Origin of the sequence: Paracoccus sp. MBLB3053 (genome assembly GCF_031822435.1) — a bacterium.
GTDB classification, from domain to species: domain Bacteria; phylum Pseudomonadota; class Alphaproteobacteria; order Rhodobacterales; family Rhodobacteraceae; genus Paracoccus; species Paracoccus aurantius.
The window spans coordinates 1,894,753-1,911,089 of the sequence record NZ_JAVQLW010000001.1 but is presented as its reverse complement, the minus strand read 5'-3'; the positions used below and the strand labels follow the sequence as shown (position 1 = coordinate 1,911,089).

General features: G+C 64.3%; 20 protein-coding genes. 13 read left to right on the top strand and 7 right to left on the bottom strand.

Annotated elements, in window-relative coordinates; translation table 11 throughout:
* Positions 1–8: 8 nt before the first annotated feature.
* A complete protein-coding gene (locus RGQ15_RS09585) occupies positions 9–926 on the bottom strand; it encodes an AbiTii domain-containing protein (RefSeq protein ID WP_311159988.1) in 918 nt (305 codons plus the stop codon).
* 374 nt (positions 927–1,300) lie between these two features.
* Here RGQ15_RS09585 and RGQ15_RS09580 point away from each other — a divergent pair, with 374 nt between their 5' ends.
* From RGQ15_RS09580 to RGQ15_RS09540, 9 genes are all read left to right on the top strand, one after another.
* Positions 1,301–1,537, top strand: coding sequence for a hypothetical protein (locus RGQ15_RS09580; protein WP_311159987.1), 237 nt, complete (start codon positions 1,301–1,303; stop codon positions 1,535–1,537).
* Positions 1,534–1,794, top strand: a complete 261-nt coding sequence (locus RGQ15_RS09575) for a hypothetical protein (protein ID WP_311159986.1) — start codon at positions 1,534–1,536, stop codon at positions 1,792–1,794. The genes RGQ15_RS09580 and RGQ15_RS09575 overlap by 4 nt, the downstream gene beginning before the upstream one ends.
* Entirely contained in the window at positions 1,791–1,979 is a 189-nt protein-coding gene (locus RGQ15_RS09570) for a hypothetical protein (protein WP_311159985.1), read from the top strand. Before RGQ15_RS09575 ends, RGQ15_RS09570 begins: the two co-directional genes overlap by 4 nt.
* Entirely contained in the window at positions 1,966–2,139 is a 174-nt protein-coding gene (locus RGQ15_RS09565; protein WP_311159984.1) for a hypothetical protein, read from the top strand. Before RGQ15_RS09570 ends, RGQ15_RS09565 begins: the two co-directional genes overlap by 14 nt.
* A 97-nt stretch (positions 2,140–2,236) precedes the next feature.
* Positions 2,237–2,665, top strand: coding sequence for an HK97 family phage prohead protease (locus RGQ15_RS09560; protein ID WP_311159983.1), 429 nt, complete (start codon positions 2,237–2,239; stop codon positions 2,663–2,665).
* A 177-nt stretch (positions 2,666–2,842) separates the two neighbouring features.
* Positions 2,843–3,262, top strand: a complete 420-nt coding sequence (locus RGQ15_RS09555; RefSeq protein WP_311159982.1) for a hypothetical protein — start codon at positions 2,843–2,845, stop codon at positions 3,260–3,262.
* 16 nt (positions 3,263–3,278) lie between these two features.
* Positions 3,279–5,405 carry a phage tail tape measure protein gene (locus tag RGQ15_RS09550; RefSeq protein ID WP_311159981.1) on the top strand — a complete coding sequence of 709 codons (2,127 nt, stop codon included), beginning with the start codon at positions 3,279–3,281 and terminating at the stop codon, positions 5,403–5,405.
* Positions 5,402–5,830, top strand: coding sequence for a hypothetical protein (locus tag RGQ15_RS09545; RefSeq protein WP_311159980.1), 429 nt, complete (start codon positions 5,402–5,404; stop codon positions 5,828–5,830). The genes RGQ15_RS09550 and RGQ15_RS09545 overlap by 4 nt, the downstream gene beginning before the upstream one ends.
* Entirely contained in the window at positions 5,823–6,263 is a 441-nt protein-coding gene (locus tag RGQ15_RS09540) for a hypothetical protein (protein WP_311159979.1), read from the top strand. Before RGQ15_RS09545 ends, RGQ15_RS09540 begins: the two co-directional genes overlap by 8 nt.
* Before the next feature lie 199 nt (positions 6,264–6,462).
* On the opposite strand, the gene RGQ15_RS09535 is transcribed toward RGQ15_RS09540, so the two are convergent.
* A complete protein-coding gene (locus RGQ15_RS09535; protein ID WP_311159977.1) occupies positions 6,463–6,891 on the bottom strand; it encodes a serine hydrolase in 429 nt (142 codons plus the stop codon).
* A gap of 157 nt (positions 6,892–7,048) precedes the next feature.
* Here RGQ15_RS09535 and RGQ15_RS09530 point away from each other — a divergent pair, with 157 nt between their 5' ends.
* Genes RGQ15_RS09530 through recR form a run of 3 tightly spaced genes read left to right on the top strand, consistent with a single transcriptional unit; the run spans position 7,049 to position 9,779 of the window.
* Positions 7,049–8,827, top strand: coding sequence for a DNA polymerase III subunit gamma/tau (locus tag RGQ15_RS09530; protein WP_311159976.1), 1,779 nt, complete (start codon positions 7,049–7,051; stop codon positions 8,825–8,827).
* A 3-nt stretch (positions 8,828–8,830) separates the two neighbouring features.
* The gene (locus RGQ15_RS09525; protein WP_311159975.1) at positions 8,831–9,175 is read left to right on the top strand and encodes a YbaB/EbfC family nucleoid-associated protein; all 345 of its coding nucleotides are present in this window, start codon (positions 8,831–8,833) and stop codon (positions 9,173–9,175) included.
* Position 9,176: 1 nt separating this feature from the next.
* Entirely contained in the window at positions 9,177–9,779 is a 603-nt protein-coding gene (gene recR, locus RGQ15_RS09520; RefSeq protein WP_311159974.1) for a recombination mediator RecR, read from the top strand.
* 230 nt (positions 9,780–10,009) lie between these two features.
* Here the strand turns inward: recR and RGQ15_RS09515 are convergent, their stop codons facing one another.
* The 4 genes from RGQ15_RS09515 to RGQ15_RS09500 form a co-directional block, all read right to left on the bottom strand.
* Positions 10,010–10,456: an Hsp20 family protein gene (locus RGQ15_RS09515; RefSeq protein ID WP_311159973.1), complete on the bottom strand. Its 447-nt coding sequence runs from the start codon at positions 10,454–10,456 to the stop codon at positions 10,010–10,012.
* A gap of 115 nt (positions 10,457–10,571) precedes the next feature.
* Positions 10,572–11,849: a glycolate oxidase subunit GlcF gene (gene glcF / locus RGQ15_RS09510; RefSeq protein ID WP_311159972.1), complete on the bottom strand. Its 1,278-nt coding sequence runs from the start codon at positions 11,847–11,849 to the stop codon at positions 10,572–10,574.
* Positions 11,850–11,855: 6 nt separating this feature from the next.
* Positions 11,856–12,884, bottom strand: coding sequence for an FAD-binding protein (locus tag RGQ15_RS09505; protein ID WP_311159971.1), 1,029 nt, complete (start codon positions 12,882–12,884; stop codon positions 11,856–11,858).
* Positions 12,874–14,319 (bottom strand): FAD-linked oxidase C-terminal domain-containing protein, encoded by a 1,446-nt coding sequence (locus RGQ15_RS09500; protein WP_311159970.1) that lies wholly within the window; start codon positions 14,317–14,319, stop codon positions 12,874–12,876. Before RGQ15_RS09500 ends, RGQ15_RS09505 begins: the two co-directional genes overlap by 11 nt.
* A gap of 127 nt (positions 14,320–14,446) precedes the next feature.
* On the opposite strand from RGQ15_RS09500, the gene RGQ15_RS09495 reads away from it, so the two are divergent.
* Positions 14,447–15,151, top strand: a complete 705-nt coding sequence (locus RGQ15_RS09495) for a DUF599 domain-containing protein (protein ID WP_311159969.1) — start codon at positions 14,447–14,449, stop codon at positions 15,149–15,151.
* Here RGQ15_RS09495 and RGQ15_RS09490 read toward each other — a convergent pair.
* Positions 15,113–16,309 (bottom strand): MFS transporter, encoded by a 1,197-nt coding sequence (locus tag RGQ15_RS09490; protein ID WP_311159968.1) that lies wholly within the window; start codon positions 16,307–16,309, stop codon positions 15,113–15,115. The two genes, RGQ15_RS09495 and RGQ15_RS09490, sit on opposite strands and share 39 nt — an antisense overlap.
* Positions 16,310–16,337 lie beyond the last annotated feature (28 nt).

Sequence of the window (16,337 nt, the reverse complement as noted above, 5' to 3'; positions counted from 1 at the left end):
CCGCGGGGTTAGCCGCCAATGGAAGTGACGATCTTTTCAAGCAGCGCAATGGCACCTGTGGCCATCAAGTTTCCGGACGCCCCTGCCAATGCGTTTTTCGCTAGATCGACCAATCCCCCAACCCGACCGGTGTCGGGATTCGGGGACGATAGCTCTATGTTTATTTCCGCAACTGTCCTTTCAAGAGAGGGAGTTGCGCCTGCCGCAATCAACGCTGGAGTATGTTGTTGAAGCTCTCGCGCGAGATTAAGGGCTTCGGGAATATCGACGGTGTTTACGGTAATTGCACCGCTCGCGTTTCCCGCACCGATATTCCCTGCGAATGTCCCAACGGAACCATGGACCGTGATGTTATTCATCACACGCGCAGCCTCCTCCTTCTCTTCCTTACTAAACGTCATATTCTCCCCCACCACCCCTTGTTTTTCCATCTCAATTGCCCAGTCAAGAATTTTGCCCCGGACGTGATCTAGCACTGCGGCAACTTGACCGGAAGTGATCCGCGTTCCCGCCGCCGCTATATGCCCTGCGTTTCCTTCAATGAATTTTTCTACTATTTGGGGAGAGAAGAAAATCGTGAATGTGCCGGAGTTACCGTTAGACATTGCTTGGGCCATCATCGTTTCAAGCAGAGCAACAGAAGCCCCAAGGTTGCGCTGCTGCATTATGCTTAAAGTTATAGGATCTCCCGAGACAATCTCCCAACCTCGATAATGGCTCTTGACGACTACTTGCCCCGTGACATTACGATATTCGGGAACGTCCTCCTCTTCGACATAACCGTTTAATTCAGTGTCCACCCATGACTCAACTTCTGGGAGTCCTAGACGCAGCGCAGCAACTTTCATCATCCGAAGCAAAGTGACTAGGCTTTTCTCGCCCGTCATCGCCCCTTCAGTGATTTCCCCGATCAAGCTACTTGCCATCCAAACCTCCTCGATTTTGGCTTATTGAGCACGCGCGCCCCCCTGTGGGCAAGCCTGCCCAGCGCCGCGCCCCACGCCTGCCCTGCGCATGCCCCATTCCTCCGCTGCAAGGCCCCTAGCAGGGCCGAGGCGGCCTGCCCGGCTAGGGGGCATAGGGCCGCAGCGCAAGGCCCCCTGCGGGCGAGGAAAATGGGGGTTCAGCCCGCGACGTCCGGTTGCCAATTAAGCAACCGCAACAACAGCCGTAATTAGTTAATTATCCCATATATGCAGAGGCTTGTTGGATGTAAGCCCTGCATTTTACCATGCAAAAAAGCTTGCGAGCTAATAGGGGCGGGGCCTATTATGGGGCATGGGGCAAAAGGAGAACGCCCATGCCAAGAAGCCATACCATCCAAGTTGTCGTCAGTAAGGACGAAAAGGCAGCCTTCTCGCGCATTGCCTGCAAGCATGGCACCACCGCCAGCAAGTTCGCCCGGCAACTGATCACAAAGTCCATCACCGAGAAGGAAGCGGCCTATCTCGCGCTCCGCGCCAAGGGCGAGAGCCACGAGGACGCCTATCGCATCGTCAACGAGGGGCCGCCCAAGCCACCCGGTGGCCAGTCATGACCCAGCCGTTCATCCGAGATGGTCGTCTGCTCGGCACGCCCTTCACCGGCCTTGCTGCATATGACGTCAAGCATCTGAGCCACGAGCAGGCGCAGAGGGCGATGAACCTGACTGCCAAGGCGCGCGACGGCAAGAAACTCAGCGGCGAGGACATTGCCGATTTGATGCGCATTCGGAAGGCGGCCAGCGTGGCCCCGGCCAACCCTGTCGAAAAGCTGTCCGGCCTGCTGCGCGATTTGAAGGACGCAATGAGGTGAGCAACCTGCCTGAGCCATTGCTGCGACAGTTAAGGGGCCTGCCGCCTAAAGCCGCCCAGCGCCTAGCGCAGCGGATGGCGGTGCCTTTCTGGATGATCGAGTCATGGGCGGAAGGCGGCTACGTCAGCGAGCGGATGCAGGAAAGGCTCATCAAGCATCTGGAGGCGCTGCATGAGCCCGGATGAACGCCTCGCCCGTGTTGCCGCCGTGCGCGACAGCCTGCCGCCCGGCATCAAGCGGGATGCTTGGGCCGACCAATACCAGCGGATTAAACGAGGATACGCGACCCTTGCGGAGGCTGAGGCCGCCATTGACGCAGCACTAGAGCGGGAGGCGCGGCAATGATCCTCGGCCTCAACACCCCGGCAGGCCGCCGCATAAGTGCAAAGCAGTTGCTGTGCTGGCCACCAGAGTTCCTCAAGCTGATGTGGAGGATGAGCAGTTGAAGATCGAAGGCTGGGCCAGCGTGCCAGAACCGGACTGGGCGGGGCACATTGTGGAGCCGGGAGCCTTTGCCGCCAGCATCGCCCGCAAGGGCTTGGGTGGGCCGGGCGGCGTCAAGCTGGTCATCAAGCACGACATGGGCAAGCCCGCAGGCGTCATCACGCGTCTGGAACAACGCAACGGTGGCCTTTGGCTGGAGGCCCTGCTGGACGAGGGCATCAGCTGGAGCCGAGATTGGGCAGCTGCAGTGCGCGTCAACAATGGCCTCAACTTCAGCGTCGGGTTCTTCATTCTCGATGCGGACATCGTGAGCCGCAACGGCGTCGAATACTTGCAGATTATCCGTGGCGAGCTTGAAGAGGTGAGCCTTGTGGTGGAGCCAGCCAACCCACACGCCAAGATGACGAAATGGGAGGACGACGCGTGACTGATTGGCCAGCCCTGCGAGAACGCATCAAAGCCCTTAGCCCTGAGCAGCGCACCGCTCTGCGCTACCAGTGTGGGCTGTCCAACGGGGAGCTAGATCGCTTCCTTCACCCCGATCCAAACAAGCCCCGCGACCACACGGTGGCCCGCCTGCTCGCTGCACATTTCGAGGTCCACCATGCAAACTGAGACATTGGAGCTGCTGCTGAGCCGCCAGACGCCGGAGCAACGGGCAAGCATGAAAACCGCCCTTGCCCTTTCGGTGCAGGACATTGAGCGCCTCGCCTACGGTGGCCAAGTGCAGGACGACACTCGCTTCAAGGTCGAGGCTTGGCTGTTAGGCCATTTCGTGCAGCGCGGCGATGCTGAAGGCTGGGTTTATCGGCCGCCCAACCTGCCCGCTCCCGCAAAGATTCTCATGCGGCCCCCGTCCATCAGTGTACTGCCTGAGCGGTATCTGCCGGGCACGGCCGCCAAAGGTTGCGTTGTCTCCCAAGCGGAACGCCAGAAGCCCAAATCCGACCAAGCCCCGGTGGCGAAGAAGGAACCCGCCCCTGCTGGCGGTGGCGGCTTCTGGCGCGGGAGCAGCCTTGGGTAAACTCAAGAGGTAAGTCATGGCTAGCTTTGTTGAACAGGCCACACTTCGGGTAAACGATCAGTCGACCAAGTCGCTGCAAGCCATCAACAAAGAATTGGCCAAGCTCTTCAAAACGGCGGGCAATGCCAGAGGCATCAAGATTCCGGGGCTGGACGAGCGTAGCTTGCGCAACATCAACCGCGAGCTTCTGTCAGCCGCAAGGCAGCTTGAGAGGTCGTCCCGCAACCCCTTCCGCCCCTTGGTGCGCGACAGCCAACAGGTGCGAAACAACTTCAAAGCCACCCAACAAGAGATCAACCGACTGGCTAACAAGCGGCTACGCGTTAACCTGACCTTGCAGGGCTTTGCCGCCAATATGCTAGGCGGGGCCGCCGCCAGCATTGGCGCGCAAATGGCGCGAGGTTTCCAGCAAGGCTTGGGGAGCTTCAATGCTGCCGCTGGCCGGGGTGCCTTGAATATGGACACCGTCCGCACCGCCTATGGCACCGCAGGCTATACGGATGAGCAGACAGCCAGCGTGGAGCGCATGGCGGGGCGTGTCAGCGCGGCCTACCCGGTGGCCAGCCAAGCGGGCCTGATGGAAGCCTTCCGAGATGCCAACACCTTTGACTTGGGCACCACCGACGGCGCGGCCAAAGCCGAAGATCTTATGAACGCCATTGCGCGGGATATGGCGGTCATCCAAGCGGCCACCGGCAAGACAGCCGACGCTGCCAGCGACCAAGCCCGCATGATGGAGAAGTCGCTCAACCTGCTCGGGCAACAGGGGCCGCAAGCTCAAGCCTACCGCGAGGCCATGCTCCAAGCCAGCATCGCAAGCGGCGGCGATTTGGACATGGCCAACGTCTACCGCATGTTGCAGCAAAGCCCGCAGCTTAAGAACATGATAAGCCCGGAAACCCTGCTGCAAATCGCCCTGAACCGGGACAGTGCCGGGTCGCGTGGCACTGGCCAAATCGACCAACTCATTAGCGACCTGACGCGCGGCAACCTTAACGCCGAGGATACCGCCGCCCAGCAAGCTATCGGCCTCCGTGACAGGCAGGGCCGCAGCACCATCGCGGCAGATTTTGGCCGCGACTTCAACGCGACAGTGCGCGATGAGATCATCCCGCTGCTGCGGAAGGACAACATCGATCTAACCGACGCCAGCGCCATTTCCAGCTACCTGGACAACAAGCTCGGCCTCAGTAAGCAGGGCGGTATCAGCGCCCTGACCGATGCCATTATGAACCTCGACGCCAACACGCGCGAGCGCGACCGGGCACTCAAGACCAACCCGCAATACGCGATTACAAATCCCAGCTTCAAAAGCATGCGCGAGGCGCTAAACAGCCAAGTTGAGAACCTTGGGGCCACCGCCCTCACGCCTTTGATGCCCGCTGCCAAGGCGGTGCTGGACGCGGCCACAGACGCTGTGACCAGAGCGGGCAACAACCCGGCTGCCGCTGGTGCGGCTCTGCTAGGTGTTAACGCCGCTCTTACCTCCGCGCCTGTGCTGGGGGCGATGACGCTTTCCGCCATTACCAGCCGCGACCCCATCGTGCAGACCTTGGGTGTCATCGCACAGAACACGGGCCAGATTGCCGACAACACTGGCGGCATTGGCGGCAAGGACGGCGGCTGGATGAAAGGGATTTGGGGCACAGCCAAGAAGGCCGCAGGGGCGGTGTTGACCTACGGAGCCACCAAGCTCCCGCCCATCCCCTACGCTGGGCCTGCGGTCGGGCTGAGCTACGGGCTTCACCCCACGGAGGCCAACAAGGGCGAAGATCAGATGGTCAGCCAGATCTATGCTGACTACGCCGCAAAGGGTGGCAGGCCGCAGGCAGTAACCCCCAACCCGGCCGATCTGATTAACGAGGTTACAGGGCCAATTGGCTACGCGTTTGGAGACATAGGCCAGAAGGTGACGCAGGACTTCGACACGGCGGCCAGCATGACCATGTCGGCGGCGGACTACCAACGCGCACAACTACAAGGCGGGGCCGATGATTTCCGCACAAGCCTCAGTGGCATTGGCGCTGAGATAGCGGGGGCCATTCGCGGCGCATTGGCAAGCTTTGTACCAGCCACGCCGACCGAGCGGGCGGTGCTTGGCTATGGCAGCGTCGATACAGGAACACAGGTGCCGACAGAATGACGACATGGGATGAACTTGGTAAGCAGGTAGGTCGACCCCTCCGGGGTGAGCAAGAGGTGCCGCCCCATGCGGAGGCCCAGATTCGTGCGCATTACCGTGCTGTTGGCATCCCCTACCTCATCTATAACACCTACCAGACCGATAGCCGCCTCGTCTTCAATCTGAAAGGTGAGGACCAACTAAGGGTGCTTTCTTTCAGGTTCGATACGCCCGAGTGGTCGGATTTGATCAATCGCTTCCTGCGGCCCTTCCGCCCCTTCCAGGATATGGCCGAGCTACACGGGCGGCATGTGATGATCTTCGGCAACCCGCCCGCTACGGCGGCCACCGTTGATGACATCCGCTACGCCCTCGGCGCTGAGTGGGAGAAGGCCCAGCACCTGACCGATTATCCGATCCAATGGCCGGTGGTGTTGCATGAATGATGACTGGCAGCGGCAGAGCCTCGACGCCTTCGGCAGGGTAAGCCCGGAGGCCATGACGGCTGAGGGGTTCTGGTCCTATGCCCGTGCTTACTTCACTTGGGTCAAGGCCAACCCGCTGGTTGTAGAGAAGGCTGTATCTGGCCGCATCGTCCGCTATAGCGCGCCCCGCGCCATGACGATAACCGGCCTCCGTGCCTTCACCGGCGCAGAGCTGACGGAGCCACATTTGCAGCGCCCGGTGGAAATGGCGTTGGACGTGATGAACGAATATAACCTGACGCTGGGCTTGGTCGAGGTGTTCAACCCGATGCTCATAGCCCGCACTATGGGCCTGCCCGACAAGCAAGAGATACTGACGCCCGGCCAAGCCGACGCGCCCCCGGCCAGCGTTAGCATCGGGCAGCCCGCCAAGCCCGGCTTGCCAAAGCCGTGACGAGGTTCGTCTACTACGCCGACCGCAGGGCAGCCCCCGGCAATATCCGCTCTGCGCCGAAGCTGAACATCATCCCCATCCCGCATGGATGCTTCTTCGAGGGCAATCTGGTGCGCAAGCCCTGCGATGCAGCCTGCCCGCATTGCCGGGTAGCTGTGCAGGTAGACGAAATAAATGAAGAATTAGCTAGCAATAACAACTAGGTTGCTTTGCTGACCCAGCGTCCGTAATTCGGCCCCGATTGCCGTTCGAGCCCGGCCTGCATGGACAAGAGGTTGCCCAGCGTCAGGTCGTCCATGCGCGGGTCGGGATCGCTCGGAAGGTCGCGCGCCAGCACGTCCGCCACCTTGTGATCCGGCCCCGAGAACAGGCCCTTCGCGATCGCGATCCCGGCCAGGGCCGAGATGATCGATTTCGAGGCGGACTTGATATTCGTCGGCCGGTCAGGATCGAATCCGCCGTATCCGCGCGCAGCGACCTCCTGCCCACGCTGCCAGACGGCAATGGCGCGTAGCTGTTGCAGCGCACCTGCCTGATCCAGCAGCTGCTTTGCCGCCCGTGCCCGCCGTGGCGCGAAGCCAACAAGCGGGGCTGCAAGGGCCGACAGGATCAGGGAACGACGCTTCATTGCCGAACTATGCCCCCGCTGCCGCGCGCGCGATACCGGACAATCCGTAACGACCGGTCACATCTGCGTTGTTCGCCCTCGCTTTCGCCGAACTCAGCCAACGGTTGCCGGTCTGCCCTGCCATGTCTAATGTGACGCGGCAGAGAGAAGGCGGACCATGAGCGAAAGCGAAAAGACCTATCAAGTGCTGGCGCGGAAATACCGCCCCGAGACCTTCGCCGATCTCGTGGGCCAGGACGCCATGGTGCGGACGCTGAAAAACGCCTTTGCCGCCGACCGCATCGCGCAGGCCTTCATCATGACCGGCATCCGCGGCACCGGAAAGACCACGACCGCCCGGATCATCGCCAAGGGCCTGAACTGCACCGGCCCCGATGGCCAGGGCGGCCCGACGACCGAGCCTTGCGGCACATGCGAGCATTGCGTCGCGATCAGCGAGGGCCGCCATGTCGACGTGATGGAAATGGACGCCGCATCTAGAACCGGCGTGAACGATATCCGCGAAATCATTGAATCCGTTCACTATCGCGCCGCTTCGGCGCGCTACAAGATCTATATCATCGACGAAGTCCACATGCTCTCGACCAGCGCCTTCAACGCGCTGTTGAAAACGCTCGAGGAACCGCCGCCGCATGTGAAATTCATCTTTGCGACGACCGAGATCCGCAAGGTCCCGGTCACGGTGCTGTCGCGCTGCCAGCGCTTCGACCTGCGCCGGATCGAGCCCGAGGTGATGATCGCGCTCCTGCGCCGCATCGCCACCCGCGAGGGGGCCGAGATCACCGATGACGCGCTGGCGCTGATCACCCGCGCCGCCGAAGGTTCGGCCCGCGACGCGACCAGCCTTCTCGATCAGGCGATCAGCCATGGCGCGGGCGAAACCACCGCCCCGCAGGTCCGCGCCATGCTGGGCCTCGCCGATCGCGGCAGGGTGCTGGACCTCTTCGACATGATCCTGCGCGGCGCCGCTGCCGAGGCCCTGGCCGAGTTGCAGGCGCAATATGCCGATGGCGCCGACCCGATGGCGGTGCTGCGCGACCTGGCCGAGATCACGCATTGGATTTCCATCGTCAAGATCACCCCCGAGGCGATCGACGACCCGACCATCGCCCCGGACGAGCGCACGCGAGGAGAAGACATCGCCTCGCGCATCCCGATGCGCGCCCTGACGCGCCTGTGGCAGATGCTGCTCAAGGCGCTGGAAGAGGTTGGCCAGGCCCCGAACGCAATGATGGCCGCCGAGATGGCGATCATCCGCCTGACCCATGTCGCCGACCTGCCCGACCCCGAGGCGCTGATCCGCAAGGTTCAGGCATCTGCCGCCGCAGGCGAGTTCAACCGCGCACCTGCCGCCCAAGCTCCGGGCCGCGCCGAGGCGCCGCGTGCGGCCGCCCCTCGCGCGCCCATTGCGGCGCGCCCCGATGGCGGCGCGCTGGCCATCGCGGTCTCGCCCGACGCGCTCGCGGCCTTCCCGGATTTCGACTCGGTGATCGAGCTGATCCGCCGGATGCGCGACATGAAGCTGCTTCTGGATGTCGAGGATCACCTGCGGCTGGTGCGCTATTCTCCGGGCCGGATCGAGTTTCAGCCGACCGACGACGCGCCTCGCGACTTTGCCCAGCGTCTTGCCGAGAGGCTGCGCGGTTGGACGGGCGGACAACGCTGGGCCGTCACCGTTGCCTCTGGCGGTGGACAGCCCACGATCAGCGAACAACGCGCCGCGCGCGAGGCCGCGGCCCGCGCCCGCGCCATGGAAAACCCCACCGTACAGGCGATCTTTGCCGCGTTTCCCGGTGCAAAAATCACCGCAATCCGTCCCGTTCCCGTGCCGCAGGCGGTTGAAAAGCCTGTCGGCGAGGATACATCCCCGCATGAGCTGACCGAAGGCCCCGTGGCCGAGGTCGAGGAATGGGACCCTTTCGAGGACGAGGAATAAAAGATGTTCAAGGGACTTGGCGATATGGGCGATCTGTCGAAGATGATGGAAGCGGCCCAGCAGATGCAGACCAAGATGACCGAGATGCAGGAAGGGCTGAACCGCCTGAGCGTCACCGGCGAGGCTGGCGGCGGTCTGGTCAAGGCCACGGCAACTGCCAAGGGCGAGCTGACCGGTCTGGATATCGACCCGTCGATCTTCCGCTCGGAAGACAAGGAAGTGGTCGAAGACCTGATCCTTGCCGCGATCAAGGACGCGCAGCGCCGCGCCGCCGACAAATCGGCCGAAGAGATGCAGCGCCTGACCCGCGAAATGGGTCTTCCCGCCGACATGAAGATGCCCTTCTGAAATGAACTCGGGCCCCAGCGACGATATCGAGGCGCTCATCACCACGATGGCGCGCCTGCCGGGGCTGGGGCCCCGCTCGGCCCGGCGCATCGTGCTGCACCTGATCCGCAAGCGCGCGGGCCAGATGGCGCAACTGGCCAGCCTGCTGGCCGGCGTCGCGGAATCGGCGCGCGAATGCCTGACCTGCGGCAATGTCACCCAATCCGATATCTGCCCGATCTGCCAGGACCCGGCCCGCGCCAACGGCGAAATCTGCGTCGTGACCGATGTCGCCGATCTTTGGGCGCTGGAACGCGGCCGCGCCTTCAAGGGCCGCTACCACGTGCTGGGCGGCAGCCTTTCAGCCCTGGACGAGATCGGCCCCGAGGACCTGCGCATCCCGCAGTTGATTGCCCGGATAGCGGATGAGCATGTGACCGAAGTCATCCTTGCCCTTGCCGCCACCGTCGAGGGCCAGACCACCGCGCATTACATCGCCGAAGCGCTGGAACCTTCGGGCGTCACCGTTACCGGCCTTGCCCAGGGTGTGCCGATCGGGGGCGAACTCGATTATCTCGATGACGGCACCATTACCGCTGCACTCCGCGCGCGACGCAAGATCTGACCGGTCGTCCCGATCCTGTTGCCATCAAGAAGCGGCCGAGACCCCGAGCCGACCAATACGGCTCAAGCCGGGGCGGTTCGATGCGCATGGCAGGCTAGGAATGGTGAGGCCCGGCCCATCTTCCCCGGCGCCATTTACGCTAAATCTAAACCCGCCGCGACCTTTCGGTTGCGGCGGAGATCTTTCAGATATTTCCGAGCGGGGGAGAAATCCCCCGCCCCTTTCGGTTCTCAGGCATCGAGCTTTTCGACCGACTTCACGCCCTTGGCGATCGCGATCCGGCGTGGTTTCAGCGCCTCGGGGATTTCGCGGATCAGGTCGATGTTCAACATGCCGTCTTCATGGCTCGCGCCATCGACGCGGACATGGTCGGCCAGCGTGAAGCGGCGCTCGAAAGCACGGGTCGCGATGCCGCGATGCAGGAAGGTGCGGCCATCCTCATCGGCGGATTTCTTGCCCGAGACGATCACGGCGCCGTCCTTGACCTCGACATTCAGGTCATCGGCGCCGAAGCCCGCAACGGCGATCGAAATGCGATAGGCATTCTCGCCGGTCTTCTCGATATTGTAGGGGGGGTAGCTCGCGATATCGGCCGAGAGAGCACGGTCCATGACATCAGCCATGCGGTCGAAACCGACCGAGGCACGATAGAGCGGGGTCAGATCAAAATTGCGCATTTTCGCATCCTTCATTCAAGCGATACAAAGGCTTGCCCCCCTTCTCGGGCGGGCAGGTCCGTCGGCGCCCTCGGGCCCTCCGACATCACTCAGGTAGGAATGCGGCGTCCCCGTTTCAAGCCTGCAGCGCGCGCGGTTTCGGCCCGCCGCTCGCCCAGTCGAGCAGCTCGACCGTATGGACGACCGGCACCCCGGTCCCCGAGCCGATCTGCATCATGCAGCCGATATTCCCGGCCGCGATGACCTGCGGTGCGGTCGCCTCGAGCGTCGCGACCTTGCGGCGCTTGAGCTCTCCGGACAGTTCGGGTTGCAGCAGGTTGTAGGTCCCGGCCGAGCCGCAGCACAGATGCGGGTTTTCTGGCTCGACCACGCTGAAGCCCGCCTTCGCGAGCAGCGTCTTCGGCGTGGTCTTGATCTGCTGGCCATGCTGCAATGAGCAGGCCGAGTGATAGGCCACGCGCAGCCCCTCGCCCTTGCCCTCGGGCAGCCCGTGGAGGTCGAGGAACTCGGTCACGTCGCGGGCAAGCCGCGCCACCTTCTCGGCCTCGGGCTGCATCGGGTCGCCGGCGAAGATCTTGCCGTAATCCTTGACCGTGGTGCCGCAGCCCGAGGTGTTGATGATGATCGCGTCCAGCTCGCCCGCCGCCAGGAAGCCCCGGATGGTGGCGCGGGCGGAATGCAGCGCGTCCTCCTCGCGGCCCATGTGATGGGTCAGCGCGCCGCAGCAGCCGAAATCCTTGGGGATCACCACCTCGCAGCCCGCCCGGCGCAAGAGCCGGATCGTCGCGTCATTGATGTCGGTATTGAGCGCCCGCTGCGCGCAGCCGGGCATCATCGCGACGCGCGCCCGCTTCTCGCCGATCGCGGCGAAGACCTGTCCCCGGTCGTTCGCGCTGACGGGCGGGATGACCTTCGGGGCCATCGCCAGCATCGCCTTCAGCCGCGGATCGGGCATCAGCCCGGCAAGCGGTCGCGCCAGCTTCGCGCCCAGAAGCGCCAGCCGGAAGCGGCCCTGATGCGGCAGCACCTTGGCCAGCATCCAGCGCAGCGCCCGGTCGCGCCACGGGCGGCGATAGGTCTTCTCGACATGGATGCGGGCATGGTCGATCAGGTGCATGTAATCGACGCCCGAGGGGCAGGTGGACATGCAGCTGAGGCAGCTCAGGCAGCGGTCGAGATGCTTGACGGTCTTCTCGTCGGCGTCGCGCCCGCTTTCGAGCATGTCCTTGATCAGGTAGATCCGCCCGCGCGGGCTGTCGAGCTCGTCGCCCAGCACCTGGTAGGTCGGGCAGGTCGCGGTGCAGAACCCGCAATGCACGCAGGCGCGCAGGATCTTGTTCGACCGCGCGACCAGCGGGTCCTGAAGCTGCTCTTCGGTGAAATTCGTCTGCATGAAACCCTAGCTGGCAAAGATCCGGCGCGGGTCGAACCGCTGGCCGAGGCTGGCATTGAGCCGCGCCACGACCGGGTCGGGCGCGGGCAAGGTCAGGGCCTCGGCCCCGGTGACGCGGGTGGCATGGCCGGACCATGCCGGCAGGGCCGGCGCCTCGCCCGCAGGCAAGGCCACCCAGATCAGGCTGCCGCCCCAATCGAGCGCCAGAGGCTGCGGCAGCGCAGCCAGCAGGGCCGGTGCTTCCGACGGGCGGCAGATGATGCGCCACAGGTCGCCCTCGGCCCCTTGCGGGACGAGGCGCGACCAGCTTGCGCCATCGCCCTCGGCCACCTCGCCGAAAGCCGCCAGCCTTTCGGTCAGCGCCTTGCCGCGGATGGCCACGGAACCTTCCAGCCCTTCGATGCGGATCAGCGCCCCCTGCCCCGGCAGCCAGGCCGCGCCCGAGACATCGTAGGGCCCGGTCAGCGCCGAGGTCAGGGCCGCCACCGCCGCCGCCGCGTCCAGCCCCGGAAGCGCCAGGGTCGCGGAACAGGGCGGGATCGGCGCGGTCTTGAAGGACAGCTCGGTCAGGACGCCCAGGCGGCCCCGCGCGCCCGCCATCAGCTTCACGAGGTCATAGCCGGTGACGTTCTTCATCACCCGCCCGCCATTCTTGACGATCTCGCCCTGCCCGTTCACGTAGCGCACGCCCAGCAGCGCGTCGCGGCAGGCCCCGGCCTGCACCCGGCGCGGCCCCGAGGCATTGGCGGCGGCGATCCCGCCCATGGTCGAGCCGGGGCGGTCGTCTGGTTCGAAGGCCAGCATCTGCCCCTCTGCCGCCAGCGCCTTACGGACCTCGGTGAGCGTCGTCCCGGCGCGGACCACCAGCGTCAGCGCGGCGGGCTCGTAAAGCGTGATGCCTGTCAGGCCCGAGACGTTCAGCCGTTCGCCCGCCCCTTCACCCGGATGCAGCCGCGTGCCGCCGCCGATCGGGGAAAGCGGCGCGCCGGCCGATCGGATCAACTGGGACAGGTCGTCTTCGGTTTCAGGCCGCATTGCGGATCCCCTCGCGGCGCGGGGCCGAGACGGCCAGCGGAAAGACCTTGGCGGCGTTCAGAAGCCACTGCGGATCGAAGGCGTCCTTGACGCGCATCTGCGCCTCCAAATCGATGTCGGAAAACTGGGAACTCATCAGTTCGCGCTTTTCGACGCCCACCCCATGTTCGCCCGTCAGGCAGCCGCCCACCTCGACGCAGAGCTTCAGGATCTCGGCCCCGAGCGCCTCGCAGCGTTCCAGGTCGCCGGGCTTGTTGGCATTATAGAGGATCAGCGGATGCATGTTGCCGTCGCCCGCATGGAAGACATTTGCCACGTCGAGCCCGAATTCGCCCGAAAGCCGCGCGATGCCCGCAAGCACCTGCGGCAGGGTGCTGACGGGAATGGTGCCGTCGAGGCACATGTAGTCGTTGATCTGCCCCATCGCGCCGAAGGCCGACTTGCGGCCCAGCCAGATGCGGCGGGATTCGTCCTCGGACTGGCTTTCGCGGAATTCGATCGGCGAGAAGCGCGCGGCGATGTCGCGGATCAGGGCAAGCTGTTCGTCGATCTCGGGGGCGGTGCCCTCGACCTCGATGATCAGCAGTGCCTCGCAATCAGGATAGCCGGCATGGGCGAAAGCCTCGGTCGCGAGGATGCAGGGGCGGTCCATGAACTCGATGGCGACGGGCAGGACGCCGGCGCGGATGATCGCCGCGACGCAGGCCCCGGCGGTTTCCGAGGCGTCGAACGCGACCAGCACCGGCCGCGCCCCCGCGGGCTTGGGCAGGATGCGCAGCACAGCTTCAGTGACAATCCCAAGCTGCCCCTCGGATCCGCAGACCACGCCCAGCAGGTCGAGCCCCGGGGCCTCGCCCATCGGGCCGCCCAGCTCGACGATGGACCCATCCATCAAGACCACGGTCACGCCCAGCAGGTTGTTGGTGGTGACGCCGTATTTCAGGCAATGCGCGCCGCCGGAATTCATTCCGATGTTCCCGCCTATGGCACAAGCCAATTGGCTGGACGGATCGGGGGCATAGAAGAAGCCTGCCGCGTCGACAGCACCCGAAACAGACAGGTTCGTCCGCCCTGCCTGCACGCGGATGAACCGGTCATCGAAGCTGGTTTCCAGCACGGCATTCATGCGTGACAGGCCAATGATCACGGCATCCGCCGTCGGCATCGAGCCGCCTGCAAGGCTGGTTCCCGCACCGCGCGGCACAACTGGTACGCCCTCTTGATGGCAGATGCGCAGCACGGCCGCGACCTCGGCGGTGGTTGCGGGCAGGACCACGGCCAAGGGTGGGCAGCGATAGGCGGACAGCGCGTCGCATTCATAGGCGCGGGTTTCAGCCGGATCGTCGATCACGGCGCCAGGCACGACCTCGCGCAGCCGCGCGGCGATCGCGTCGCGTCGCGCGAGGATGCGCGGGTCCGGAGGCGGCATCTGCATCAGGCGCCCCCGTTCCTGATATCCAGGCTTGCAGCCATTGCTTCCTCCAAGGCAAAGACGACGTCTCTTGCTTAGACCCGTGGCAAGTCTCTGGCAACCGCCCTGCGCCGCGGCTAGTGTCTGCGCCATGGAGAACAGCATCTTCGATATTCCCGGCCCCTTCACCCGCGCCGACGCGGCTGCGGTCGCCTGGCTGTTCGTCTCGTGGTACGCGGTGGGCTGGTTCACCGAGCACCCGCCCAAGCGCTTCCCTTCGGTTTCGGTCCTGATGAAGGAATATCGGCGCGAGTGGATGCGTCAGTTCGTGACGCGAGAGCCGAGGATATTCGATAGCAATATTCTGGCATCCCTGCGCGAAGGGACCGCATTCTTTGCCTCGGCCTGCATGATCGCCATCGGTGGCGGCCTGGCCTTGATCGGCAATACCGACCAGCTTGCGGGCGTGGCGCGGCAGTTCGACATGGAGCACGTCCCTGCCCTGAAATGGGAAATCAAGATCGTCGTGGCGCTGTTCTTCGTCGCGAACGCGCTTTTGCGTTTCATCTGGTCGCATCGGCTGTTCGGCTATTGCGCGATCATGATGGCAGCCGTGCCGAACGAGATCGATGACGCCAACGCCGTCCCCCGCGCCCTGCAGGCGGCCGAAATCAACATCACGGCCGCCAAAAGCTTCAACTCGGGTCTTCGCTGCGTCTATTTCGCACTCGGCGCACTCGGATGGCTGGCCGGGCCGCTCTGGCTGATCGTCGCGACGATGGCTGTTCTGGCGATCACCATCCGTCGCGAATTCGCCTCAAGCTCGCGCAGGGTAATCCTCGAACGCCTGCCCTGAGGCGCGCGCCTGCCACCAGGCAAGCGCGAGCGCGATCAGCCCCGCGGCAGAAAGACCGACCCCTACGAAGCCGGATGACCTCCAGCCCCATCCTGCCGTGAGCGCAAGACCGGCAAGCCACGGCCCAAGGGCGTTCGCCGCGTTGAAGGCCGCGTGGTTCATCGCGGCTGCCATGGACTGAGCCTCACCCGCGACTTCCATCAGGCGGGTCTGCAGGGGCACAGCCATCGAGGCGCCGACCCCGATCAGGAAGGACGAGCCGATCATCAGCACCCAATCACCCACCGCGAAGGAAGCAAGCGCCTGCGTCAGCGCCATGAAGATCATCAGTGCCAGCGAGGCGCGAAACTCGCCCAGCCTGATCGTCAGCCGCGCGGCCATGATGCTCCCGAGCGTCATGCCGACCCCAAAGGCGGAAAGCAGCGCCGCCACGGCCCATGCCGGCGGCTCGGTCGTGGCCAGCATCGCGGCAGACAGGTAGGAATAGACCGCGAAGACACCGCCGCAGCCCACGGCGCCGACCAGAAGCGTCAACATTACGGCGGGATTTTTCAAAGCCTTGAGCTCGGCCAGCGGATTTGCATTGGGCGCGGCCCCAACGCGAGGCGCGAGGCGCATGATCAGCCAGCCCGCGACAAGCGCAAGAACGCCTGGCAGGGCGAAACCCCAGCGCCAACCAAGCCCTTGGCCCAGCACTCCGGCAAGCGGCACCCCCGCGATATTGGCGATGGTCAGGCCCAGCAGCACCTGCGTCACGCCCTTCGCACGCTGTTCCTTGGGCAGGGCATCGGCAGCGAAAAGCATGGCGACGCCCAGGTATCCGCCATGCGGAAGACCAGCCAGGAAGCGCGTCACGACAAGCGTGCCATAGCCGGGCAGAACCGCCGCCAGCAGGTTCATGATCCCATAAGCCGCGATCAGGGCGGCAAGGTAGCGCCGGCGCGGTAGCCTTGCGCCCAGGATCGAGGTGATCGGCGCGCCGACGACGACGCCGAGCGCGTAGGCGCTGATGACATGGCCGGCTTGCGGCTCGGTGATGGCCAGATCACTCGCATACCAGGGCAGCAAACCCATGGCGGCGAATTCGGATGTTCCGATGGCAAAGGCGCCCAGCCCAAGGGCAAGGATCGCAAGTTTCAGGTTCGGCTGGGGCGGCATTGCGTCACATTCCGGGATGCAGGGGGAA

Bases quoted from the DNA above. Each gene is read 5' to 3' on its own strand.
- RGQ15_RS09505 (WP_311159971.1), bottom strand. From the start codon at position 12,884: ATGCGGCCTGAAACCGAAGACGACCTGTCCCAGTTGATCCGATCGGCC.
- RGQ15_RS09535 (WP_311159977.1), bottom strand. From the start codon at position 6,891: ATGAAGCGTCGTTCCCTGATCCTGTCGGCCCTTGCAGCCCCGCTTGTT.
- RGQ15_RS09515 (WP_311159973.1), bottom strand. From the start codon at position 10,456: ATGCGCAATTTTGATCTGACCCCGCTCTATCGTGCCTCGGTCGGTTTC.
- RGQ15_RS09530 (WP_311159976.1), top strand. From the start codon at position 7,049: ATGAGCGAAAGCGAAAAGACCTATCAAGTGCTGGCGCGGAAATACCGC.
- RGQ15_RS09490 (WP_311159968.1), bottom strand. From the start codon at position 16,309: ATGCCGCCCCAGCCGAACCTGAAACTTGCGATCCTTGCCCTTGGGCTG.
- RGQ15_RS09525 (WP_311159975.1), top strand. From the start codon at position 8,831: ATGTTCAAGGGACTTGGCGATATGGGCGATCTGTCGAAGATGATGGAA.
- RGQ15_RS09550 (WP_311159981.1), top strand. From the start codon at position 3,279: ATGGCTAGCTTTGTTGAACAGGCCACACTTCGGGTAAACGATCAGTCG.
- RGQ15_RS09565 (WP_311159984.1), top strand. From the start codon at position 1,966: ATGAGCCCGGATGAACGCCTCGCCCGTGTTGCCGCCGTGCGCGACAGC.
- RGQ15_RS09545 (WP_311159980.1), top strand. From the start codon at position 5,402: ATGACGACATGGGATGAACTTGGTAAGCAGGTAGGTCGACCCCTCCGG.
- RGQ15_RS09540 (WP_311159979.1), top strand. From the start codon at position 5,823: ATGAATGATGACTGGCAGCGGCAGAGCCTCGACGCCTTCGGCAGGGTA.
- RGQ15_RS09575 (WP_311159986.1), top strand. From the start codon at position 1,534: ATGACCCAGCCGTTCATCCGAGATGGTCGTCTGCTCGGCACGCCCTTC.
- recR (WP_311159974.1), top strand. From the start codon at position 9,177: ATGAACTCGGGCCCCAGCGACGATATCGAGGCGCTCATCACCACGATG.
- RGQ15_RS09495 (WP_311159969.1), top strand. From the start codon at position 14,447: ATGGAGAACAGCATCTTCGATATTCCCGGCCCCTTCACCCGCGCCGAC.
- RGQ15_RS09500 (WP_311159970.1), bottom strand. From the start codon at position 14,319: ATGCAGATGCCGCCTCCGGACCCGCGCATCCTCGCGCGACGCGACGCG.
- RGQ15_RS09580 (WP_311159987.1), top strand. From the start codon at position 1,301: ATGCCAAGAAGCCATACCATCCAAGTTGTCGTCAGTAAGGACGAAAAG.
- glcF (WP_311159972.1), bottom strand. From the start codon at position 11,849: ATGCAGACGAATTTCACCGAAGAGCAGCTTCAGGACCCGCTGGTCGCG.
- RGQ15_RS09585 (WP_311159988.1), bottom strand. From the start codon at position 926: ATGGCAAGTAGCTTGATCGGGGAAATCACTGAAGGGGCGATGACGGGC.
- RGQ15_RS09555 (WP_311159982.1), top strand. From the start codon at position 2,843: ATGCAAACTGAGACATTGGAGCTGCTGCTGAGCCGCCAGACGCCGGAG.